Source organism: Aeromonas sp. PS2Canimalfood6, assembly GCF_048276795.1.
In the GTDB taxonomy this organism is placed as follows: domain Bacteria; phylum Pseudomonadota; class Gammaproteobacteria; order Enterobacterales; family Aeromonadaceae; genus Aeromonas; species Aeromonas caviae.
Genome location: NZ_JBLUXC010000035.1, coordinates 21,738 through 44,081, shown reverse-complemented (window position 1 = coordinate 44,081; position 22,344 = coordinate 21,738). Strand labels below are relative to the sequence as shown.

Genomic DNA, 22,344 nt, shown 5'->3' with positions numbered 1-22,344 from the left:
GGAAGGGGTGAACAACAAGATCAAAGTGATAAAGCGTATGGCATATGGATTTAGGGACTCAGAATACTTTTTTCTGAAAATCAAGGCGGCCTTCCCCGGAAAGCCGCGATGAACCTTATTTATGGTTGCTCAGACTCCGGGTCTCAGAGGCTGGGCAGAGTCCCGGCCGGGATCAGGTCGTTGTAGCTGGCACGGCCCAGCAAGGCGGCGGCCGCCTCGATGTCCGGTGCAAAGTACCTGTCCTTGTCATAGAAGCTGACCTCTTCCCGCAGACGGCCCTTGGCCAGCTCGATGAGCTCGGTGGAGCGCAGGGGTGCGCGGAAGTCGAGCCCCTGGGCCGCTGCCAGCAGTTCCACCGCCAGGATGCCACGGGTGTTCTCGGCCATGTCCGCCAGCCGGCGACCGGCGAAGGTGGCCATGGAGACGTGGTCCTCCTGGTTGGCCGAGGTGGGCAGGCTGTCCACCGAGGCCGGGTGGGCCAGGGTCTTGTTCTCGGAGGCCAGGGCCGCCGAAGTAACCTGGGCGATCATGAAACCGGAGTTCACCCCGCCGTTGTTCACCAGGAAGGCCGGCAGGCCGGACATGCGCGAGTCGATGAGTAGCGCCATGCGCCGCTCGGACAGCGACCCGATCTCGGCGATGGCCAGGGCCAGGTTGTCGGCGGCAAAGGCCACGGGTTCTGCGTGGAAGTTGCCGCCGGAGATGATCTCCTCATCCTCGGCAAACACCAGGGGGTTGTCGGAGACCGCGTTGGCCTCGCACACCAGCACCTCGGCGGCCTGACGGATTTGGGTCAGGCAGGCGCCCATCACCTGGGGCTGACAGCGCAGGGAGTAAGGATCCTGCACCTTCTCGCAGTTGTGGTGGGACATGCCGATCTCGCTGCCGTCCACCAGCAGGTGGCGGTAGCAGGCGGCCGCATCGATCTGGCCGCGCTGACCGCGCACCTCGTGGATGCGGGCATCGAACGGCCGGCGGCTGCCGAGGGCCGCTTCAACGCTCATGGCACCGATGGTGATGGCGCCGGCGTAGAGATCCTCGGCATGGAACAGCCCTTCCAGCGCGAAGGCGGTGCTCGCCTGGGTGCCGTTGAGCAGGGCCAGCCCCTCTTTCGGCGCCAGGGCGATGGGCTCCAATCCTGCAATCTTCAGGGCAGTGGCGGCGTCGATCAGCTCACCCTTGTGACGGGCCTTGCCTTCACCGATCAGCAGGCAGCTCATATGAGCCAGGGGCGCCAGATCGCCGGAAGCGCCGACGGAGCCCTTCTTCGGCACCACGGGGTAGACCTCGGCGTTGATAAGGGTCATCAGGGCCTCGAGCACCGTCAGCCGAATGCCAGAGAAGCCACGGGCGAGCGAGTTGACCTTGAGCACCATCATCAACCGCACGGTGGCGTCATCCATGTACTCGCCAATTCCTGCCGCATGAGAGAGCACGATGGAGCGTTGCAGCTCGTCCAGCTGCTCCACCGGGATCCGGGTATTGGCCAGCAGGCCAAAGCCGGTGTTGATGCCATAGACCACCCGGTTTTGCTCGATCACCTTGGTGACCACGGCGGCGGAGGCGTGGATCCCCGCCAGGGCAGCCGGACCCAGGCTGACGTGTACGGGCTCGCGGCTGACACGGCGCAGGGTGGCGAGGCAGAGTTTGCCCGGTTGCAGATTGAGTTCGAACATCTTATTTCACCCCTTTGCCGGTGGCGTCGATCATCGGCAGATCCAGTTTCGCCTCATGGGCACAGTTGATGGCAATCTCGTAGCCGGCGTCGGCGTGACGCATCACCCCGGTGGCCGGGTCGTTGCGCAACACGCGGCCGACCCGCTTGGCGGCATCGTCGGTGCCGTCACAGACGATCACCACGCCGGAGTGCTGGGAGAAGCCCATGCCGACCCCGCCACCGTGGTGCAGGGAGACCCAGGTCGCACCGCCGGCGGTGTTGAGCAGGGCGTTGAGCAGCGGCCAGTCGGAAACGGCGTCGGAACCATCCATCATGGATTCGGTCTCGCGGTTCGGGCTCGCCACCGAGCCAGAGTCCAGATGGTCACGGCCGATGACGACCGGTGCCTTCAGCTCGCCATTCTTCACCATCTCGTTGAAGGCCAGGCCCAGGCGCACCCGATCCTTGACGCCAACCCAGCAGATCCGCGCCGGCAGGCCCTGGAAGGCGATGCGCTCGCGGGCCATGTCGAGCCAGTTGTGCAGGTGGGGATCGTCCGGGATCAGCTCTTTTACCTTCTGGTCGGTCTTGTAGATGTCTTCCGGGTCGCCGGAGAGCGCCACCCAGCGGAACGGGCCAATGCCCTCGCAGAACAGCGGGCGGATGTAGGCCGGCACGAAGCCCGGGAAGTCGAAGGCATTCTTGACCCCCTCTTCCAGCGCCATCTGGCGGATGTTGTTGCCGTAATCGAGCGTGGCGGCGCCGCGGGATTGCAGGGTCAGCATGGCTTCGACCTGACGGGCCATGGAGCGGCGAGCCGCCACGTTGACCTCGTCCGGTGCGCTCTTTTGCAGATCGCGCCATTGGGCCACGCTCCAGCCCTGGGGCAGGTAGCCGTGTACCGGGTCATGGGCGGAGGTCTGGTCGGTCACCACGTCCGGCGTGATGCCGCGAGCCACCAGCTCGGCGAAGACGTCGGCGGCGTTGCCGAGCAGGCCGACGGAGACGGCGGTGCCGCTGCGTTTGGCCTCCTCGATCATGGCCAGCGCCTCATCCAGGCTGTGGGCCTTCTTGTCGACGTAGCGGGTACGCAGACGGAAATCGATACGGGTCTCGTCGCACTCCACGGCGATCATGGAGAAACCGGCCATGGTGGCGGCAAGGGGCTGGGCACCGCCCATGCCACCCAGGCCCCCGGTCAGGATCCAGCGGCCTTTGGGCTCGCCGTTGAAGTGCTGGTTCGCCACCGCGAAGAAGGTCTCGTAGGTGCCCTGCACGATGCCCTGGGTGCCGATGTAGATCCAGGAGCCAGCGGTCATCTGGCCGTACATCATCAAACCCTTTTTATCGAGCTCGTTGAAGTGCTCCCAGTTGGCCCAGTGGGGCACCAGGTTGGAGTTGGCGATGAGCACCCGCGGCGCATCCTTGTGGGTCTGGAACACCCCGACCGGCTTGCCGGATTGCACCAGCAGGGTCTGATCGTCCTCGAGCCGGGTCAGCACCTCGACGATCTTGTCATAGCAGGCCCAGTTGCGGGCGGCGCGGCCGATGCCGCCGTACACCACCAGGGACTGGGGATGCTCGGCAACATCCGGATCCAGGTTGTTCATCAGCATCCGCAGTGGCGCTTCGGTGAGCCAGCTCTTGGCGGTCAGCTGGGTGCCGTGGGGAGCACGGATCACGCGGCTCGGATCGTGGCGGGGATCCTGGTGTTGTACAGACATAGACACTCCTTGTTTAGCGATGCAATCAGGCGGCGCGGTGCGCCACTACTTGGTCAACTGGTGAACCAGGCGCGCAGCCACGCGGGCACTGCGGTTGTCCTGATCCAGGTTCGGGTTGTACTCGGCCAGATCGGCGAGCCTGAGCTTGCCGCTGGCCCGGATATGGGCGATGAGCGGTTCGATGACCGCCAGCTCCACGCCGCGAGCGGCGGGAGCGCTCACTCCCGGCATCACCGCCGCCGGCAGCACGTCGAGATCGATGGTGAGATAGAGGTGGTCGCAACGGGCGATGAAGGCATCCAGCCCGCCTAGCAAGGCTGGCAGCTCGGTCGGCGTCATCGCTTCGTCCAGCACGTGCCAGACTTCCAGCGCCTCGGCGCGGGCAAAGAGCGCCGCGGTATTGGCGGTTTCGGCCACCCCGAGACAGGCATAGTGAAAGGGGGTGCCCTGGGCAGCACACTGCTCGGCAATCTGGAAGAAGGGGGTGCCCGAGCTCGCCTGCTCCTGTTTCATGCGCAGATCGAAGTGGGCGTCGAAATTGATGATCCCGACCCGCCCTTCGCCGCCAAGATGACGGTTCAGGCCGCTCCAGCTGCCAAACGCCACCTCGTGGCCGCCTCCCAGCACCAGGGGGAAGTGCCCCTGATCCAGCGCACTCGCGACCCGCTCGGCCAAGCGCCCGTGGGCGGCATCGAGATCGCCGTCCTCACAGGCCAGATCCCCGCCGTCATAGACGGAGGCGCCCAGATGCCAGGCCGTGTTGGCCAGCAGCTTGCGCACCGCCAGCGGTGCACCGGCGGCGCCGACCCGCCCCTTGTTGCGGCGCACCCCTTCGTCACAGGCAAAGCCGAGCAGCACCACGCCGGGTTCGCGATTCCCCTGCCAGGGTTGCACCCTATCGTGCCAGCGCAGGGCCAGCTCGCCGTCTTCGGGATCCTGACGCCCCTGCCAGACCGACATGTCGATCCCGTTGAACTTATCCATGAAGGGTTTCCTCCCCGTTGACCACACGGCTCACCAGCTGATCGACGCCGATGAGGTAGCTGAGCTCGGCCGGATGGCCGCAGTTCCAGACAAGGAAATCCGCCAGCATGCCGACCTTGAGCTGCCCCAGCCGTTCCTGCTCGCCGAGCGCCCTGGCGGCGTGGCGGGTCACCCCGGCCATGGCCTCCACCGGGGTCAGGCCAAACAGGGTGCAAGCCATGTTCATGGCCATGCGCAAGGAGACGATGGGGGCCGTGCCCGGGTTGATGTCGGAAGAGACAGCCATGGGTACCCCCGCCTTGCGCAAGGCAGCGATCGGGGGCAACTTGGTCTCCTTGAGGAAATAGAAAGCGGTGGGCAGCAGGGTGGCGACCACGCCACGGTGGGCCAGCGCCTGGATCCCGTCCTGATCCAGATATTCCAGATGATCCACCGAGAGGGCGCCGAAGTGGGCGGCGAGCGTGCTGCCCCCCAGGTTGGAGAGCTGATCCATGTGCCCTTTCACCGCGAGGTTGTACTGATCCGCCGCCAGATAGACCTGCTCGGTCTGGGCAAGGGAGAAGCCGATGTGCTCGCAGAAGACATCCACCGCATCCGCGAGACCTGCCTCGGCCGCCGCCGGGATGATCTCCTGGCAGATGGTCTCGACCCAGGAGTCGGGATCGTCGCGATACTCCGGCGGCACCGCATGGGCCGCCAGCAGCGTGGTCTTGACCCGGATGGGCTGCGTCTCTCCCAGACGACGGGCCACCCGCAACATCTTGAGCTCGTCTTCCAGGGTGAGGCCGTAGCCGGACTTGATTTCGACTGTGGTGACCCCTTCCCGGATCAGGGACTTGATCCGCGGCAACGCCAGCTCATAGAGCCGCTCCTCGCTGGCTGCCCGGGTGGCGCGCACCGTGCTGATGATGCCACCCCCCTTGCGGGCGATCTCCGCATAGGGGACTCCCTTCTGGCGCAGCTCGAACTCTTCGGCGCGACTGCCGGCGAAGATGAGGTGGGTGTGGCAATCGATAAGACCGGGGGTGACCAGCTTCCCCTTCATGTCCTGCCAGGAGGCGGCATAGGGGCCCTTGAGATCCTGCATGGGGACCAGAGCGTGGATCTTGCCATCCCGCACGCCAAGGGCATGGGGCTCCAGCAGGCCGTAGTCCGCCAGATCGGGGCGCAGGGTGGCGGGTGTCACGTTGAGCCAGACCCGCTCGCAGTTCAACAGTTCCTTGTTCATACCGACCTCTAAATGTATATACAATAATTTATAGCCGATCTCTGAAAAGAAAGGAAGGATAAAGTTCACATCTTGATAACAGCGGTTTTATTAGAGTGTAAGCACAAAAAAGCCCACCGAGAGGTGCAATGCTGTTCAGATAAGCACTTTTTTGACTGATTATTCATAAATTGGATTTGAGTTGAGGGGGCAAGGCTGTGTCCAGTCGATCTTCCTCCAGCCTTTATCCAGCGGGGCTTGCAATAGAAAGAGGGAGGCATCATGCCTCCCTCGATTTTTTGTCCTGATACTACGTGGACTGGAACTCAAATTCTCTTAAGTGAACAGCATTGCACCGAGAGGTGGGCTTTTAAATGCTTAATTTGTATATACAATTATGCGAGACGCGTCTTGGAGCTCAGCTTGTAGCGGGAACCCGGCGACAACAATCTGGCATAGGAGACCAGACAGCCGTCTGACCAGGTGCGCCGGTGCAGCAGCAGGCAGGGGGTGTCGACCCTCACTTGCAGCAGTCCGGCTTCACCAGCACTCGGCAACACGGCTTCTACCACGTGCTCCATCTCGGAGAGAGGGCAGATCTCCATCAGATAGCTGTTTGGCGTCTGCTGGGTGAAATCCTGCTCGCCATAGCCGGGCAGTCGCTCGGCATCGACGAAGCGCTCCTCCAGTTGCAGCGGCTCCCCATCGGCCTGATGGACGATGAGGCTGTGAAAGGTGGGCGCCCCGACCCGCAGGCCCAGACGCACCGCCACTTTCTCGTCGGCGGCCTGACGTTGCAGCCGGATCACCCGCGCGCTGTACTCGCTGCCCCGCTCGGCGATCTCGTCGGCGATGTTGCGAATCGCCAGGAGCGGCGACTCGGTGCGCCTGTCGGCCACAAAGCTGCCGGATCCGGCGGTGCGCACCAGCCAGCCTTCGGCCACCAGTTCACGCAGCGCCTTGTTCACCGTCATGCGGCTCACGGCAAACTGCTCGCACAGGGCGGCCTCGGTCGGGATCCGGTCGCCCGCCTGATAGTGGCGTTCGCGGATCCCGTCCAGGATGTGCTGCTTTATCTGAAGGTAGAGCGCAGGAGCCACCGGATGGTCCTCAGCGGCGACGATGGGGCGGACGCATGTCCGGCCAGGCGCGATAGACGTCCGGGATCTGGTCAGGGCCGCTGATGCAGAGATCGAGATCGTGCAGCAGGCCATCCTTGATGCCGTAGATCCAGCCGTGCACCGCCAGCTCCTGCCCCTTGCGCCAGGCATTCTGGATGATGGTGGTGTGACAGACGTTGGCGACCTGCTCGGCCACGTTCAGCTCGCACAGGTAGTCGAAGCGCTCGTGCTCATCCTCGATGGCTTCGAGCTGTTCGCCGTATTTGAAGTAGACGTCCTTGATGTTGCGCAGCCAGTTGTCGATGAGACCCAGCTCCTGGTTCTGCATCGCAGCCTTGACCCCACCGCAGCCATAGTGGCCGCAGACGATGATGTGCTTCACCTTGAGCACCTCCACCGCGTATTGCAGCACCGAGAGGCAGTTGAAGTCGGTGTGCACCACCAGGTTGGCGACGTTGCGGTGGACAAAGACGTCCCCCGGCAAGAGCCCCATCAGCTGGTTGGCGGGAACCCGGCTGTCGGAACAGCCGATCCAGAGGTACTCGGGTGCCTGCTGGGCGGACAGGGTAGCGAAGAAATTGGGATCCTCGGCCTTGATCCGTTCCGCCCACTCGCGGTTGTTGGTAAACAAGTCGTTCAACAGTTTCACTTCTGCTCTCCCTACTGTGGCAGTGGCGGCAACATACCATACACAAGGGTAACCAAGGCAAGGCCGACCAGATCCCCGCAAAACAAAAACAGGGCCATCAGGCCCTGCTTCTTACCGGAGGAGGCCGTCAGGCATCCATGGCATCTTTCAGCTTCTTGAGCGCGTTTTTCTCAAGCTGGCGCACCCGCTCGGCGGAGACGCCGTAAGTATCGGCCAGCTCCTGCAGGGTGGTCTTGCTCTCGTCATCGAGCCAGCGGGCACGGATGATGTGCTGGCTGCGCTCGTCCAGGGTCGCCATGGCCGCACTCAGGCGACGGGTGGCATGGCTGTCCCAGTTGTCGTTCTCGATGTTCGCCGCGAGATCGGAAGATTTGTCTTCCAGATAGTGCACCGGCGCGAAGCCACCCTCGTCTTCATCGTCACCGACCAGGTCGAAGGCCTGATCGTAATTGCTCATGCGCGCTTCCATCTCGGTGACGTCGGCAGCGGATACCCCGAGGTCGGCAGCCACGGCCTGCACCTCTTCGTGGTTCAGCCAGCCCAGACGCTTCTTGGACTTGCGCAGGTTGAAGAAGAGCTTGCGCTGGGCCTTGGTGGTCGCCACCTTGACCATGCGCCAGTTGCGCAACACATATTCGTGGATTTCGGCCTTGATCCAGTGCACGGCGAAGGAGACCAGACGCACGCCCACGCTCGGGTCGAAGCGTTTGACGGCTTTCATCAGGCCGATGTTGCCTTCCTGCACCAGATCGGCCTGAGGCAGGCCATAGCCGGAGTAGCTCTTGGCCACGTGAACGACAAAACGCAGGTGCGACATAACGAGCTGGCGTGCAGCTTCGAGATCGCCATCCTGCTGCAGACGCATCGCCAGTTCGCGCTCTTCCTCTGCGCTCAGCACAGGGATCGAGTTGACGGCCTGGATATAGCCTTCCAGACTACCTTGCGGAATCAGAGCCATAGTGCGTTGCAATGAAGTTCCCATGTTCTACCTCTTACTTTTCAATCGAATCAGTCTAACACCCTGAGAAGACGTGTCTACCGACCAGGTATCATTCTGCGTGCTGCATCATACATCACCCCAGCATGAACCCGGCCCATCTTAGGCTGACGGCATGAATCATAAATGAACAGTCAAAAAAAAGGGGTCACAGTAAAGGACCCCTGAAAAGTAGCATGCTAAGTCCATTGTTGCGGAGCTCGCAACCTTCACATGCTTGCCAAGTCAGACGAGCAAGGCATAGGGGCCATACCCGTATTCATTCTGCTGCAGTCAATAGACCATTGATAAATCAAAAGGTTCAGAGGATCCACATATGATCCTCGGCGCAGACACCATTCAGATTACTCTGAGAAAGTGGCCCGTGCCAGAAACGGGCCACTCTTTTACTTGATCCAGTTCGCAAAATCCAGCGCTTTAAAATGCTGACAAATTAATCAGGACGGTTCTATGTCGCGAATGTGCCTGTGCACCGAGAACCAGGAGGCGATCAACCCCAGCAGGGCGCCCAGCAGTATGAGATTGAAGCCGTCGAACGCCCCCATCCCCACCAGACGGAAGTTGCTGTTGTAGAGCCCCGCCAGCTCCTTCACCACCCCCTCGCTCCAGATCACCATCACCTCGGTCAGCCACCAGGCCAGCATGCCGCCGATGACCCCAAACCAGATGCCCGTATAGAGGAAGGGACGGTGGATGAAGGCATCGGTCGCGCCCACCAGCTTGAGCACTTCAATCTCGGAACGCTGGTTCAGGATGTTCAGGCGCAGGGTGTTGCCCACGATCAGCAACACGGCGGAGAGCAGCAACACCGCGATACCTGTAATGGTGTGGCGCAGCAGGTTCATGATCCCCTGCAACCGGGTCAACCACTGCAGATCCAGCTTGCCCTGCTCGATACCGGGCTCGTTCTCCAGCTTGGCGAGCAGCTCGGCGGCCCCTTCGGGATTCTGCCAGCGCGGATCCGGGATCACGCTCAGCACCGGCGGCAGCGGGTTGCTGTCCAGATAATCCAGGGCATCGCCGAAACCGGAGATCTCCCGAAATTCCCTGAGCGCCTCGTCACGGTTCATATAAGTGACGGACTCCACTTCCGGATAGAGCAGGATCCGCTGCTTCATGTCGAGGATGCTCTGCTCCGGCAGATCCTTGCGCAGATAGAGGGAGATCTGGGAGCTGGTCTGCCAGCTCCCCTCTACCACTTCGGCATTCTTCAGCAATACGTGGAAACAGGAAGGCAGCGCCAGACTCACGCCAAGCACTGCCAGGGTCATCAGGGAGGCGAGCGGGTTGCGCCACAGCTCACCCAGGCTGGCAAAGGCCTGTCGCACATGATCCACCCCATACATCATCAAACGACGCAACGGCGGCTGTTTATGACGAACAATAGCCATCAGCGATCCTCCCCGGACGAATACATGCGACCCGCCTTGAGGGTCAGGGTGCGGTAGCGCATCCGGGCGATCAGCCCCAGATCGTGAGTGGCAATCAGCACGGAGACGCCGAAGCGGTTGAACTCCTCGAACAGGCGCATGATGTCCATGGAAAGCTGGGGATCCAGGTTGCCGGTCGGCTCGTCCGCCAGCAGCAGCGGCGGTTTGTTGACGATGGCGCGGGCGATGCCGACCCGTTGCTGCTCACCACCGGAGAGCATGCGCGGCTGGTAGCGCTCCTTGCCGAGCAGCCCGACCTTGTCCAGCGCCGCCGCCACCCGCTTGTTGATGTCCCCATGGCTGTAGCCATCGATCACCAGGGGCAGGGCGACGTTGTCGAACACGGTACGATCCATCAACAGGCGGTGATCCTGGAAGATCATGCCGATCTGGCGGCGCACGTAGGGGATCTGACTGCGCTGGATGTGGCTGACGTCATCGCCGTGGAAGAAGACGCGGCCGTCGGTCGGTCGTTCCATCACGCTGATGAGCTTGAGGAGGGTACTCTTGCCCGCCCCCGAATGGCCGGTCAGGAAGGCCATCTCCCCCTTGCGCAGGTGAAAACTGACCTTTTGCAGCGCTTGATGACCGCCACTGTAGACCTTGCTGACCTTGTCAAAACGAATCATAACGGTTCCCTGAGATTGACAAACCCCGACCGGGATAAAGCATGGGGCGCTCACTCCCCCGTACCGGCACAACACCTGGATGACAACACCGGTCACAAGCATGCCACATGTCACCCTTGCCTGGATGAGCCATGCCTGCGCCCTCATAGTGACATACCCCGACCGGAGTCGGGGTATGGAACACGTGCTTGTCACGGCCGGGCCGACTCATGTCAGCCGGATTTATTCTTCGCGGCTGAAGAGCGCCTCGATAAAATCGTTGGCGACGAACGGGCGCAGATCGTCGATCCCCTCGCCCACCCCGATGTAGCGGATCGGGATCTGGAACTTGTCGGCCACCGCGAAGATGACACCACCCTTGGCAGTGCCGTCCAGCTTGGTGAGGGTGATGCCGGTCAGGCCCACCGCCTCGCTGAACAGCTTGGCCTGGCTCAATGCGTTCTGGCCGGTGCCTGCGTCCAGAGTCAGCATGATCTCGTGGGGCGCCGCATCGTCCAGCTTCTTCATCACCCGCACCACCTTCTTGAGCTCCTCCATCAGGTTGCTCTTGTTCTGCAGGCGGCCGGCGGTATCGGCGATCAGCACGTCAGCCCCGCGGGAGCGGGCAGCCTCGATGGCGTCATAGATGACGGAGGCGGAGTCGGCACCGGTGTGCTGGGCAATCACCGGAATGTTGTTGCGCTGACCCCACACCTGCAGCTGCTCGACCGCAGCGGCACGGAAGGTATCGCCAGCGGCCAGCATTACGCTCTTGCCCTCGGCCTGGAACTGTTTGGCCAGCTTGCCGATGGTGGTGGTCTTGCCGACGCCGTTCACACCGACCATCAGGATGACGTAAGGCTTCTTGCTGGTGTCGATCACCAGGGGCTGCTCGACCTTGGCCAGCATCTCGCCCATGTCCTGTTTGAGCAGACCGTAGAGCGCCTCGGCGTCCTTGAGTTGCTTGCGATCCGCGTGCTGTACCAGCCCCTCGATGATGCGGGTGGTGGTGTCGACGCCAAGATCGGCGGTCAGCAGCTGGGTCTCCAGCTCTTCGAACAGATCGTCATCGATCTTCTTGCCACGGAACAGGCCGAAGAAACCGGAACCGATATTCTCCCTGGTACGCACCAGGCTGCGCTTGAGGCGGGCAAAGAAGCCCTCCCGCTGCGGCTTCTCCTGAGTGTCGTCGTCCACCTTGGCGGCCAGTGGCAGAGCGGCCAGCGCGGCGGCCTCAGCCTCCATCGCGGCGACCAGACGCAAATCTTCCGCTCGCTGGGCCTCTTTGGCGACACGGGCTTCCTCGGCAGCCTGAGCTTCGGCGGCAATACGGGCTTCTTCTGCGGCGCGAGCCTCGGCGGCAATACGGGCTTCTTCCGCGGCAAGGGCTTCGGCAGCGATGCGAGCCTCTTCCGCAGCGCGGGCCTCGGCAGCAATACGGGCTTCTTCTGCGGCGCGGGCTTCGGCAGCGATGCGAGCCTCTTCCGCAGCGCGGGCCTCGGCGGCAATACGGGCTTCTTCTGCGGCACGAGCCTCGGCGGCAATACGGGCTTCTTCTGCGGCGCGAGCTTCGGCGGCAATACGGGCTTCTTCTGCGGCACGAGCCTCGGCGGCAATACGGGCTTCTTCTGCGGCGCGAGCCTCGGCGGCAACACGGGCTTCTTCTGCGGCGCGAGCCTCGGCGGCAATGCGAGCCTCTTCCGCAGCGCGGGTTTTGGCGGCAAAAATGGCGTCGTCTGCGACCTGAGCTTCGGTTGAGATCAAAGCCTCATTGACGATGACGGGCTCAAGCTCGCCCTCCGGCTCTTCCACAACCAGGGGGCCTTCGTCAGGGCCGCTCAGCGGCGCTTCGGGCTTGGCGGTGGGGGCATCAGCCGGGGCAACATCGGCGACAGGCGCGGGAACAGCGGCGGCCTGCGACTCGACGACCGCCGGGGTAGCGTCGGGCGCCTGCGATGGAACGGCCTCAGCCTCTTCTTTCTTGCGGCCGAAACCCAGCCAGGAAAACAAACCTTTTGCCATCTAAAAATACTCACATCAAAGGCTGACTGCTAAGATAGCCGTCCCTCGGCGGGTCGGCATAAAAATGAACCGCCTTATACTATCACTTTATTTTCTGACGACGAAACGCGATGCCCAGAGTGAAATCCAGCCGTAACAGCCCGAGCAAGAGCCCGGCCCCTCAGGGGCGAGCGGGCGTGGTACGAATCATCAGCGGCCAATGGAAGGGGCGCAAACTCCCCGTCAGGGATGTGGAAGGGCTCAGACCCACCACGGATCGCGTCAAGGAGACCATCTTCAACTGGCTGGCTCCCCACGTGCGCGGTACCCGCTGCCTGGATCTGTTCGCCGGCAGCGGCGGGCTGGGGCTGGAAGCCTTGTCCCGCTATGCCGAACAGGTCACCCTGATCGAGATGGACAGAGGCGCCGCCGACCAGCTCAAGAAGAACCTGACGACCCTGGGCAGCAGCCAGGGGCAGGTGATCCAGGCTGATGCCGTGAGCTGGCTGCAAGGCCCGCCCACCCCCTTCGACCTGGTCTTTCTGGACCCACCGTTTCGTCGCGAGCTGCTGCCCCAGGTGTGCGAGCTGCTCGAGCAGCGCGGCTGGCTGGCATCCGATGCCCTCATCTATCTGGAGCGGGAAAAAGAGATGGCCGATCTGGCGCTGCCCACCAGCTGGACACTACTCAAGGACAAGCAGGCTGGTCAGGTCTGCTATCAGCTCTATCTGCGGGACACCAAGCATGACGCAGCTGTTTAAAGGGGAGATGGGTACAGTCCCCTTCTCCGTCAATTTGGACAACGGCTCAAGGACAAGCAGGTCGATCACATCAGGTCTGCTATCAACTCTATGTACGGGAGGTAAACGATGAAGCGGGTGTTTAATCTGTTGGCGATGGGGGTGCTGCTGTTCTTCTGGTTCGGTGTGGCACTCGCCCTGCTGGGCACCCTGCCGGGCAAACTGAACGGCTTTCTGCCTGTGTGCGGCGTCATCGTGATATTGATGCACTGGGTACAGGCCAGCATGATCAAGGCGGCTTGCAAACCCTACTTCGCTGTCACTCGTCTCGAATTCACCCAGGTGCTGATCTTCGGGGTGTTCGGCATGATGGATATCCGCACCAAGCTGCAGGCCATCATAGACGCCAGGAAGAAGGGAGAGACCCCCCCTAGGGCCGATTAGGCCACCCCCGGCCCGACCAGAAGGAGTGATTCGTCACTCCTTCTGCGTTTTTCCGAGGCTGATTCCCAGCTTGATGGAGAGGGCGGCAAGCAGCAGCAGCATGGCAATGAGGGAGAAGAAGTTGCTGCCAAGCTCGGGGTACTGCACCTTGACCAGGGCAGAATGGCCGAACACGCCGATAAAGAAGCAGAGCAGAATGCAGCTGGGTGTGTTGCCCACCATGGGCTCATGGCGATAGTGCTGATAGAGCTGGCTGGCCGCCAGCAACAGGGCGATGAGGGGGTAGAAGGAGAAGGGGACGACCGACTCCGTCAAGGCCGACAGGAAGGCATCGCCACAGATACCGATCAGCAGGGCCAGCACCAGGGGCTTCTTCGGAATCGCGTTCGGTTCATGCATGAGGCTGTCCATCCTTGCGTTATGTGAGAGATTCGTGGCGCTTGCGGTTCTGCACCTCGGCGCCCATGGCGATCATCCGCAATTGGCTGATGGTGCGCTCCGACAGTGCCTTGCACTCTTCCGGAGTCATGTCGAGGGCGTCTGCACCGGCGCTGAAGACGATGGTCACCATGGCCTCGGCCTGGATATAGGCCTCTTCCCGTGGCGCCTGCGTGGTGGCTTCCAGATAATCGGTCAGCTCGGCGATGAAGTGCTGGATCTCCCGGGCCACCGCCTGACGGAATGCAGCCGAGGTGCCGGAGCGCTCGCGCAGCAGTAGCCGGAAGATGTTCGGGTTGTTTTCGACGAATTCCATGAAGGTCTGCACCGAGGTGCTGATGACGCTGCCACCACCGGCAATGCGCTGGCGCGCCTGGCGCATCAGTTGGCGCAGGGTCAGCCCTCCCTCGTCCACCAGCGTCAGCCCCAGCTCTTCCATGTCCCGAAAGTGGCGATAGAAGGAGGTCGGCGCTATGCCCGCCTCTCTGGCCACTTCCCGCAGGCTGAGGTTGGAGAAACTGCGGTTGGCGCAGAGTTGACTGAACGCCGCCTCGATCAGCGTACGCCGGGTTTTTTCTTTTTGTTGCGCGCGAATACCCACGAAAACAGTCACCTTGAGATTAGCGAGGCCAGATGATAACCCGAAGGCGGGGCCGGGATCAGGTTTGTCTCCGACTTTTTTACCATTGACCCGCATTCCGGCTCAATGGAGAATAGTGAACAGCTGTTCGCTGAAAGGAGCCGAGTGAAATGGACCGCCCCCCGATCATCATGACCAACACCCTGCTGTTCGCCCTCTCCGGGCTGACGGCACTGATAGCGGTCCCCTGGTATGGACTGAGCCAGGGCTACGACCTCTGGCAGTGGCTCTGCTTCCTGCTGCTGTTCTGCTATTGCGGCATCTCCATCACCGCCGGCTACCACAGGCTCTGGTCCCACAAGGCCTACAAGGCGCACCCGGCCCTGCAATGGATCTTCGCCATCGGAGGCGCGCTCGCCCTGCAGAACTCGGCGCTGCACTGGTCCTCGGATCATCGCCGCCACCACCGCCACGTGGATGACAACCAGAAGGATCCCTACAGTGCGGGTCGCGGCTTCTGGTACTCCCACATCGGCTGGATGCTGCGGGAATACCAGCGCGATACCTACCACGACTACAGCAATGTGCGCGACCTGCAAAACAACCCCGTGGTCGCCTTCCAGCACAGGCACTATCTGGCTCTGGCCCTGGTCACCAACATCGGCATTCCGCTGCTGCTCGGCCTCTTGCACGGGGATCTGCTCGGCATGATGCTGCTGGCCGGGGTGCTGCGCATGGTGATGACCCATCACACCACCTTCTTCATCAACTCCCTGGCCCACATCTGGGGCAGCCAGCCGTTCACGGATCGCAACAGCGCCCGGGACAACGGCATCCTGGCCTTCTTCACCTTTGGCGAGGGCTATCACAACTTCCATCACCTGTTCGAGAACGACTACCGCAACGGCATTCAATGGTGGCAGTTCGACCCCACCAAGTGGCTGATCCGCACCGCCGCCTGGTGCGGGCTCGCCAAAGACCTGAGATCCTGCCCGGAGGAACGCATCGAACAGGCCAGGCTGGAGATGCAGCTCAAGCGCGCCCAGGCCAGAGTGCACAAGCAGGATGACAGGGAACGCTGGCAGGCACTGCTGCAGGAGGAGTACGACAAGCTGAGCCTGCAGATCCAGCACTACTATGCCAGCCGCAAGTCACTGCTGGAGCAGCGCAAGCGCACAGCCCTCGCACGCTACGACAGGCTCAGGCTGCAACTGGAGTACCGCACGTTGCGAGACGGTTTCCTCGTTGCCAAACGCAACTGGAGTCGTCTGCTGGCGGGCCTCGCCTGATCGCCGAAACATCACGCAAAAGACCGCCAGCAGGCGGTCTTTTTTATTGGACAAGCAGACGGCGGGCATAAAAAAATGGGGCAACATTCGCATGTCACCCCCTCGCAAATAGCATGTTCCATATTGGGCTACCGCAACCACGGGGGTCTGTCTGGCATCACGGGTTTCCGCTCCCGATCTGCCTCGCCTGCCGGAGCAATCCGGTTGGCCCATTTCCCCTGTTGCCGTCACCCACACGGCAGACCAGCCGCCGTGTTTGTCCTTGCACTCGAGATACTACGCAGTTAAATAAAATAAAAAACCGTTCTACACGCACCTCTATGCAGTCGAGGCCCCTGGATTGTTACGGCGCTATCAATATAAATCGATTAAAAACAATACGATGCAATCCAGTCCCGTTTTTGGATGGCAAACGTTATCCTCGAAGGCGCACAAGGCTTTGCGAGATCTCGCACAAGGCGGATCCCACTCACAACCAACGGTGCAAAGGTAACCAATCGCTCAATTGCGCCAGCAGGCGCCGCCATGCAGAAGGGGACACCGCCACCGGGTGCACGGCCTGCTGCAACCAGCCATCGATGAGTTGCTGCAACTCGTCGCACAACCTCGGGCTATGGAGGTGCAGCATCAACTCGGTGTTGAGCATCAGGGAGCGGGGATCCAGGTTGAAACTGCCGAGCAGCGCCTCCTCCTTCCCCATCAGGATCAGCTTGGCATGCAGACTGAACGCCTCCGTCGTCAGCTCGAACAGGTTGACCCCCTGACGCTCGAGCCAGGGGCGGTGACGTCGATAGGCGCCATAGACCAGGGGCACGTCCGTGCTGGCCAGGGAGTTGGTCAGGATCTCGATGTCGACCCCCTGCCGTCGCTGCCCCTTGAGCCGGCGACGCAGCCCCCGTGTCAGGATCAGGTAAGGGCTCACCAACCTCAGGGCCCCCTGATTGCTCGCCAGCATGCGTCCCAGCAGGGGCGCCGTGGTCGGCCGGGCGACCAGCCCCTTGCCGGGGCGATCGAACCAGCACTGCCCTCGCCCGGGATGCCAGCAAAGGGGAACGGGGCACTCATCAAACAGAGTGGCCGGCAGATCATAGGCGGCCGCCATGGCGGGGTCGGTCAGGGTCAGCAGGAAATCGTTCAGGGCCCGGGTTTCGGCTGGCAGCAAGGGGCGTCTCAACAGGCGACGGACCGGGTGGCTCCAGCGACTGTGCCAGAACAGCGCGAACCCCTGCTCGGCCTGCTGACAGAGGGGGCCGCGGCAGACCAGATCCAGGTCGATGAAGTGAGGCGGCATCCCCAGCCCGAAGTAACGATCACCAATATTGCGCCCGCCGATCACCGCCTGGCTGCCATCCACCAGCAGCAGCTTGTTGTGCATCCGGTGATTGATGCGGCGAAAGCTCAGCACCCCTTCCAGCAGCAAGGTAAGGGGACGCCAGCCCCGCAGCCAGAAGGGGTTGAACAGGCGCACCTCGATGCCCGGTTCCGCCGCCACCGCCTCCAGAAAGCGGTTCTCCCCGCCGTAGAGATCATCGATGAGCAGTTGCACCACCACTCCGCGCCGGGCCGCCCGCACCAGCTCCGCCAGCAGCAGCTTGCCGCTGCCGTCCTCTTCCCAGCTGTAATACTGGGCGAGGATCCGGTGGCGAGCCTGGCGGATCAACTGGCATCGGGCCTTGAGGGCTGCACCGGGATCGGCGAGCAAGGCAAACTCGGCGGGGATCAAGGGTCATCTCTCTGTCATCTGGTGGTGGCATAACCCAGACAACCGCCCCGATAGCCCAGTGTCAAGGAGCCGATGATGGAACTGCGCGACCACCCCTCCCTCAGTCAGAGACCCCATGCCAGCCAACCGGATCCCACCCCGGCCAGGCTGTTGATGCCCTGGTACCAGCAGCACCGGGATCTGGGCTGGGAGCCCCTTGCGCAGCATCACGAGGATCCCCTCCCCGGCCAGCATTGACAGGCTCAGGGCTGCACCGCCTCGATGGCCTCTGACTTGCCCTCCAGCTGGGGCAGGCTGAAACGGTAGGCCACGTAGTATTTGTAGATGGTGCCAACGTAGTTGATGGGCCCCTGGCCCACGTCGTTGGCCACCAGCTGCTCCACGTTGCCGAACCAGACGTTCGGATCCAGCCCCTTGTCAGCCGCCTTGGCCTGCAATGCCTGGACCCGGTTCGGACCCGCATTGTAGGCGGCCAGGGCGAACAGATGGCGATTGAGCCTGTCCATCCCGGGATCATTGAAGTAGGTGTCCAGGATGAGTCGCATGTAGCGACAGGCCGCCTCCACATTGCCCTCCAGACTGGTGAGTCTGGCACCGCGGATCCCCACCTCCTTGCCGGTGCTCGGCAGCAATTGCATGATGCCGACGGCCCCCCGGTGAGAGCCGACATTGGGATTGAGCCCCGACTCCTTGTAAGCCAGCGCGGCCAGCATCAGCCAGTCCAGCTGATACTTGTCCGCCTGGGCCTCCAGTACCTTGCGAATGGTCGACAGTCGCCCCAGCGGGTCCGGCGCCAGTATGTTGCTCATGCGGTCGCTCTGCGCCAGCAGGCGGCGCAATGTCATGTCACTGTAGAGGGTCCGCTTGCTCGACTCCGAGATGTAGGCGTTCACCGCCTTGAGCAGCTCCGGGCTGTTGTTGCGCAGGGCCCAGGCGCTGCGCCCCTTGTCCCGCAGCGGTATCAGCCTGTGGGCCTTGAGACCGCCAATCATGTCGAGCCAGATCCGCCCCTTGAAGCTGTCGGTGACCGTCAGCGGAATGATCCCGGCTGACACCATCTCCAGCAGGTCCCCGTCCTGCAGGTATTCGGGAACCGTCTCGATGTAGACCGGGGGCAACCCCAGCTCCCGAAACAGCCAATTGAGCTGGTGCAGGCTCTCGAAATAACTGGAGCTGGCTCGCACCCAGATCCGCCGGCCGGACAGTTGGGTGATGCGATTGAAGGCAGGGAGATCCCGCTGGCTCACCACCCACTCCTCGATGGGGGCGATCAGCGGCTGGGAGAAGGTCACCTGCTCGCGCCGGGTGGGGGTGACCGTCAGGTTGGCGGCCACCAGATCCCCACGCCCCTCGGCCAGGTAGTCCAGCAGCTTGTCCTGGCGCACCGGGATATAAATGATCTTGAGCTTGAGCTTCTCCTTGGCCAGGTAGGTCTGGTTCAACCAGCGCTCGAATCCCTGAAGCTGATTGACCAGGATGCCGTACTGGGCTCCCTTGTCGAAAAAGAAAAACCCCCGCTCATAGACCACCAGGGCCCTGAGCTCTTTTTTTTGCAGGATGTGTTCGAGATCACCGGCCTGGGGCAGCAACTGCGGCTTGAGATCCGCCGCCAGCAGAGGGAGAGAGCAGAGAGCCAGCAGGGCCCAGATCCATCGCCGCATCATGATTTAACCACCTCGCTGTGGGCCGGTGCGCACCGTCGGGTCTGTCAGAGAAGGCGCCTGCGCCAAGTCATGGGGCGTCGCGGGATCTTCTGCCGATCGGCGCATGCCGGACGGAAAACGGATCGTCCGTGGGATAACTCACTATACAACGCAAAGGGAGGGAAAAAGCGAGGGGCAGAGCAAGACGGCAGGCAAGCCTGCCGTGTCATCACGATCTCAGAGGGAGCGGGCGCGCATCTCGAAGATCAGCTTCTCGGCGGTGCAGGTGAATTGCAGGCGGGCCTTCAGGATCACGCCATCCGGGCCCCGGCTCAGCTCGCTGCTGCTTTTGGCTTCGGCAGTGACCTGCTTGGCCAGCGCCTCGTAAGCTGCAAATTTCTCGCGGGCGTCGGCTTCTGCAGCGGCCTCGATCACCAGCTCCATGACGTCGTCACCTTCGCCGATGATGGTGCCAATTTCGGCGAAACAGCCGCAACTGTCACAGGTCTCGTTCAGTTCCACTTTCTCGTCTACAGACATACGTTTACTCCTACTTATTCCGGATATTGTCATCGTCGCGCAAGGCGTTGCGAAAATCCCTGATGGCAGTGCCCAGATCCTCACCGGCGCCAGCCAGGCGTTTGCTGCCAAACGCCACGACGACGACGACGAGCAGGATCAGCAGATGCCAGATATGAATGCCACCCAGTCCCATAGGGAGACTCCTGACTGTTAGATACCTGGAGGTTGTATCAAAAGAAAGCGTATCGATTGTTGGGCAAAATCAAGGCAGGTGCAAGTTGGCGAAAAAATCGCGCAAAAACGGCGACGAGGCGCAAGAAATACGGCGACCATGGGCCGCCGTATGAGTCGGTGCTACTTGTCCCCTCAACCGCTACATCCTGTACCAGCCGCCACCAGGGCGAGAGACCCGTCGAGCATAGGATCGCCAAGATATGAAAACAAATGGTATATATTCATCTAGGAATTGAAGAGGATTCATATCATGTTGCTGGAACAGCTTGCACGCATAGACCTTAATTTGTTGATAATCCTGCAAGTCTTGCTGGAAGAGCGCAACGGCAGCCGGGCTGCACGCCGCTTGCACCTGAGCCAGTCCGCCGTCAGCAAGGCCCTCGGACGGTTGCGGGAGACCTTTGACGATCCCCTGTTCGTGCGCTCGGCCTACGGGATGGATCCCACTCCGCGCGCCCTGGATCTCCAGCAACAGCTACAACCCATACTGCTCTCCCTGGACAACCTGATCCAGCCGCCGGATTTCGATCCCGCCAGCACGGAGCGGGAGTTCGTCATCGCCAGCATGGACAGCGCCTTCACCCTGTTTGCCCCCCTCTACCTGAGCGAACTGAAGCGTCAGGCTCCTGGCATCCGCCTGCGCTACGAGGAGTGGACCGAGCACAGCCTGACCGAGATGAGCCAGGGCCAGGTGGATATCGCCTTCACGGTGCGGGAGAACTGCATCAATTCGGATTTTCGCCTCGACACCCTGCCCAACGCCATCTGCCAGCGGTTGCTCACCATCGACGATCTCACCTGCCTGGTGCAGCGGGATCACCCTGCCTTGCAGGAGCCCGAGTGGGATCTCGCCCGTTACCTCGCCTACCCCCATGTGCAGACCTACTGCGAAGGGCGGGATCGCTGGATGCTGGATCACAAGCTGGCGGAGCAGGATCTCTATCGCCGGATCGAGGCGACCGTCCCCTCCTTCGAGGCGGCCCTGCGCATGGGCATGCACTCGGACATGATAGTGACCCTCTCCCGCCTCTACGCCCGCCACGCGACCCAGGTCTATCCCCTGGTGCCGCTGCCGCTGCCCATCGCCCTAGACAGCATCTCCCACCTGCTCATCTGGCATCAGCGCCACGAGGAGGATCCGGGCCATCGCTGGCTGCGGGAGACCCTGCTCGCCCTCATCATGGGCAAGCTGGAAACCTCGGTGGACGACCCGGCCGCTGCCGCCTGACGCGCAAAAAAACGGGGCTCAAGAAGCCCCGTTTCACGTTGACATCAGCATTCGCCCCGTCAGTTCTGACCCGTCACCGCCAGATAGTGGTGTACCCCGTCCAGCAGCATCTGCACCGAGATCATCACCAGCAGCATGCCCATCAGCCGCTCCACCGCGGTGAGTCCTCGCTCACCCAGCAGCTTGTTGAACAGCTCGTAGAACATCAGGATCACGGCGCTGGCCCCCCAGGCCATCAGCAGGGCCAATGACCAGTCCACCATCCGGGTCGGCTCCTGGTTCGCCAGAAGCAGCAGGGAAGCCAGGATGGAGGGGCCTGCAATCATGGGGATGGCCATGGGCACCAGGAAGGGCTCCTCCCCCGCCGCCAGCCCGGTCACGCCACCGGGGCTCGGGAAGATCATCTTGATGGCGATGAGGAAGAGGATGATGCCCCCCGCGATGCTGACCGCCTCCTGACGCAGGTTGAGGAAGCTCAGGATCTGCTGACCGGCGAACAGGAAGCCCATCATGATCACCAGTGAAAACAACAGCTCCCGCAGCATTACCTTGCGTCGACGCTTGGGGTCGACATGGCGCAGGATGGAGAGGAAGACCGGCAGGTTGCCCAGCGGATCCATGATCAGAAACAGCATGACGGCAGCGGAGAATGTGTCCATAGAGCGCCCGGGCAGAACCTTTCAACAAGAGGGGAAGGAGGGCGAAATATAACAAAGGTGGCGGGATTCGGCGAGCGCCCCACCGCGCTCGCCGCTGGCGATCATCCGTGGTTGCAGATCTTGTCGGCGCGGGTCTGGAACCCTGACTCCGAGTCGATGAACTTGCCGCGCCTGGCCAGGAAGTCGATCAGGGCGTCAGCGTCCATCTCGCTGGCGCTGCAGGTGTGGAACCGGGCCTCGGCACCGAAGCGCGAGGCGATCGCCGCCCTGAGGCTGGCCCGGGTAAACGGACTCTCCTGCTCCAGCATCATCTCCATCACTTCGTGACCGTGTATCGATTGGGACATCTCGAACCTCTTTAATCATCATGTCAGATGACAATTAAAGCCCGAAGCCCGGAGAGGGTTCTTGATATAGGCCAACAAAACGCCTTTTTTAACGCCAGCGGGCTGGTCGTGAGCGCCGC

Annotated in this window: 24 protein-coding genes; 6 read left to right on the top strand and 18 right to left on the bottom strand. The window is 62.1% G+C overall.

From position 1 onward, the window contains the following. A partial coding sequence (locus ACNPAA_RS14280; protein WP_147273929.1) for a transposase occupies window positions 1-112 on the top strand: 112 nt, incomplete at its 5' end. A gap of 31 nt (window positions 113-143) precedes the next feature. On the opposite strand, the gene hutH is transcribed toward ACNPAA_RS14280, so the two are convergent. The 10 genes from hutH to ftsY all read right to left on the bottom strand — a co-directional run bounded on the left by hutH (window position 144) and on the right by ftsY (window position 12,399). Next, entirely contained in the window at window positions 144-1,676 is a 1,533-nt protein-coding gene (gene hutH, locus ACNPAA_RS14275) for a histidine ammonia-lyase (protein WP_290433802.1), read from the bottom strand. Window position 1,677: 1 nt separating this feature from the next. After that, on the bottom strand, window positions 1,678-3,381 hold the full coding sequence (gene hutU, locus ACNPAA_RS14270; protein WP_042015303.1) for a urocanate hydratase: 1,704 nt from the start codon (window positions 3,379-3,381) through the stop codon (window positions 1,678-1,680). Window positions 3,382-3,426: 45 nt separating this feature from the next. After that, a complete protein-coding gene (hutG, locus tag ACNPAA_RS14265) occupies window positions 3,427-4,365 on the bottom strand; it encodes a formimidoylglutamase (RefSeq protein ID WP_109422013.1) in 939 nt (312 codons plus the stop codon). After that, entirely contained in the window at window positions 4,358-5,593 is a 1,236-nt protein-coding gene (hutI, locus tag ACNPAA_RS14260; protein ID WP_010672608.1) for an imidazolonepropionase, read from the bottom strand. Before hutI ends, hutG begins: the two co-directional genes overlap by 8 nt. 374 nt (window positions 5,594-5,967) lie before the next feature. Beyond that, entirely contained in the window at window positions 5,968-6,672 is a 705-nt protein-coding gene (gene hutC / locus ACNPAA_RS14255) for a histidine utilization repressor (protein ID WP_041212197.1), read from the bottom strand. Between the two features lie 10 nt (window positions 6,673-6,682). Then, window positions 6,683-7,342, bottom strand: a complete 660-nt coding sequence (gene can / locus ACNPAA_RS14250) for a carbonate dehydratase (protein ID WP_010672606.1) — start codon at window positions 7,340-7,342, stop codon at window positions 6,683-6,685. A 127-nt stretch (window positions 7,343-7,469) separates the two neighbouring features. Further along, window positions 7,470-8,324, bottom strand: a complete 855-nt coding sequence (gene rpoH / locus ACNPAA_RS14245; protein ID WP_029313526.1) for an RNA polymerase sigma factor RpoH — start codon at window positions 8,322-8,324, stop codon at window positions 7,470-7,472. Window positions 8,325-8,776: 452 nt separating this feature from the next. Then, the gene (gene ftsX / locus ACNPAA_RS14240) at window positions 8,777-9,730 is read right to left on the bottom strand and encodes a permease-like cell division protein FtsX (protein WP_029313524.1); all 954 of its coding nucleotides are present in this window, start codon (window positions 9,728-9,730) and stop codon (window positions 8,777-8,779) included. After that, window positions 9,730-10,398 (bottom strand): cell division ATP-binding protein FtsE, encoded by a 669-nt coding sequence (gene ftsE / locus ACNPAA_RS14235; protein WP_010672603.1) that lies wholly within the window; start codon window positions 10,396-10,398, stop codon window positions 9,730-9,732. The genes ftsX and ftsE overlap by 1 nt, the downstream gene beginning before the upstream one ends. A gap of 222 nt (window positions 10,399-10,620) precedes the next feature. Continuing rightward, on the bottom strand, window positions 10,621-12,399 hold the full coding sequence (ftsY, locus tag ACNPAA_RS14230) for a signal recognition particle-docking protein FtsY (protein ID WP_417891834.1): 1,779 nt from the start codon (window positions 12,397-12,399) through the stop codon (window positions 10,621-10,623). 110 nt (window positions 12,400-12,509) lie between these two features. On the opposite strand from ftsY, the gene rsmD reads away from it, so the two are divergent. Together rsmD and ACNPAA_RS14220 are read left to right on the top strand one after the other, a co-directional pair. Then, window positions 12,510-13,139 (top strand): 16S rRNA (guanine(966)-N(2))-methyltransferase RsmD, encoded by a 630-nt coding sequence (gene rsmD, locus ACNPAA_RS14225; RefSeq protein WP_417891833.1) that lies wholly within the window; start codon window positions 12,510-12,512, stop codon window positions 13,137-13,139. Window positions 13,140-13,247: 108 nt separating this feature from the next. Then, window positions 13,248-13,562 (top strand): DUF1145 domain-containing protein, encoded by a 315-nt coding sequence (locus tag ACNPAA_RS14220; RefSeq protein WP_010672600.1) that lies wholly within the window; start codon window positions 13,248-13,250, stop codon window positions 13,560-13,562. Window positions 13,563-13,595: 33 nt separating this feature from the next. Here the strand turns inward: ACNPAA_RS14220 and ACNPAA_RS14215 are convergent, their stop codons facing one another. Further along, window positions 13,596-13,961 (bottom strand): YijD family membrane protein, encoded by a 366-nt coding sequence (locus ACNPAA_RS14215; RefSeq protein WP_010672599.1) that lies wholly within the window; start codon window positions 13,959-13,961, stop codon window positions 13,596-13,598. A gap of 19 nt (window positions 13,962-13,980) precedes the next feature. Then, window positions 13,981-14,601 (bottom strand): HTH-type transcriptional repressor FabR, encoded by a 621-nt coding sequence (fabR, locus tag ACNPAA_RS14210; RefSeq protein ID WP_010672598.1) that lies wholly within the window; start codon window positions 14,599-14,601, stop codon window positions 13,981-13,983. Window positions 14,602-14,750: 149 nt separating this feature from the next. Here fabR and ACNPAA_RS14205 point away from each other — a divergent pair, with 149 nt between their 5' ends. Then, window positions 14,751-15,869: a fatty acid desaturase gene (locus tag ACNPAA_RS14205; protein WP_039040410.1), complete on the top strand. Its 1,119-nt coding sequence runs from the start codon at window positions 14,751-14,753 to the stop codon at window positions 15,867-15,869. Between the two features lie 469 nt (window positions 15,870-16,338). Here the strand turns inward: ACNPAA_RS14205 and ACNPAA_RS14200 are convergent, their stop codons facing one another. Then, a complete protein-coding gene (locus tag ACNPAA_RS14200; protein WP_417891832.1) occupies window positions 16,339-17,592 on the bottom strand; it encodes a phospholipase D-like domain-containing protein in 1,254 nt (417 codons plus the stop codon). Between the two features lie 75 nt (window positions 17,593-17,667). On the opposite strand from ACNPAA_RS14200, the gene ACNPAA_RS14195 reads away from it, so the two are divergent. After that, on the top strand, window positions 17,668-17,829 hold the full coding sequence (locus ACNPAA_RS14195; protein WP_010672595.1) for a hypothetical protein: 162 nt from the start codon (window positions 17,668-17,670) through the stop codon (window positions 17,827-17,829). Between the two features lie 5 nt (window positions 17,830-17,834). On the opposite strand, the gene ACNPAA_RS14190 is transcribed toward ACNPAA_RS14195, so the two are convergent. The 3 genes from ACNPAA_RS14190 to tatA all read right to left on the bottom strand — a co-directional run bounded on the left by ACNPAA_RS14190 (window position 17,835) and on the right by tatA (window position 19,950). Beyond that, on the bottom strand, window positions 17,835-19,256 hold the full coding sequence (locus ACNPAA_RS14190) for a lytic transglycosylase F (protein WP_042015292.1): 1,422 nt from the start codon (window positions 19,254-19,256) through the stop codon (window positions 17,835-17,837). 216 nt (window positions 19,257-19,472) lie between these two features. Continuing rightward, a complete protein-coding gene (locus tag ACNPAA_RS14185; RefSeq protein ID WP_010672593.1) occupies window positions 19,473-19,775 on the bottom strand; it encodes a YfcZ/YiiS family protein in 303 nt (100 codons plus the stop codon). Window positions 19,776-19,785: 10 nt separating this feature from the next. Then, window positions 19,786-19,950, bottom strand: a complete 165-nt coding sequence (gene tatA / locus ACNPAA_RS14180; RefSeq protein WP_161469759.1) for a twin-arginine translocase TatA/TatE family subunit — start codon at window positions 19,948-19,950, stop codon at window positions 19,786-19,788. A gap of 291 nt (window positions 19,951-20,241) precedes the next feature. On the opposite strand from tatA, the gene ACNPAA_RS14175 reads away from it, so the two are divergent. Beyond that, the gene (locus tag ACNPAA_RS14175; protein ID WP_041214292.1) at window positions 20,242-21,219 is read left to right on the top strand and encodes a LysR substrate-binding domain-containing protein; all 978 of its coding nucleotides are present in this window, start codon (window positions 20,242-20,244) and stop codon (window positions 21,217-21,219) included. Between the two features lie 59 nt (window positions 21,220-21,278). Here the strand turns inward: ACNPAA_RS14175 and ACNPAA_RS14170 are convergent, their stop codons facing one another. Next, window positions 21,279-21,878 carry a YhgN family NAAT transporter gene (locus ACNPAA_RS14170; RefSeq protein ID WP_010672590.1) on the bottom strand — a complete coding sequence of 200 codons (600 nt, stop codon included), beginning with the start codon at window positions 21,876-21,878 and terminating at the stop codon, window positions 21,279-21,281. Between the two features lie 101 nt (window positions 21,879-21,979). Further along, on the bottom strand, window positions 21,980-22,225 hold the full coding sequence (locus tag ACNPAA_RS14165) for a YecH family metal-binding protein (RefSeq protein ID WP_039040405.1): 246 nt from the start codon (window positions 22,223-22,225) through the stop codon (window positions 21,980-21,982). Window positions 22,226-22,344 lie beyond the last annotated feature (119 nt).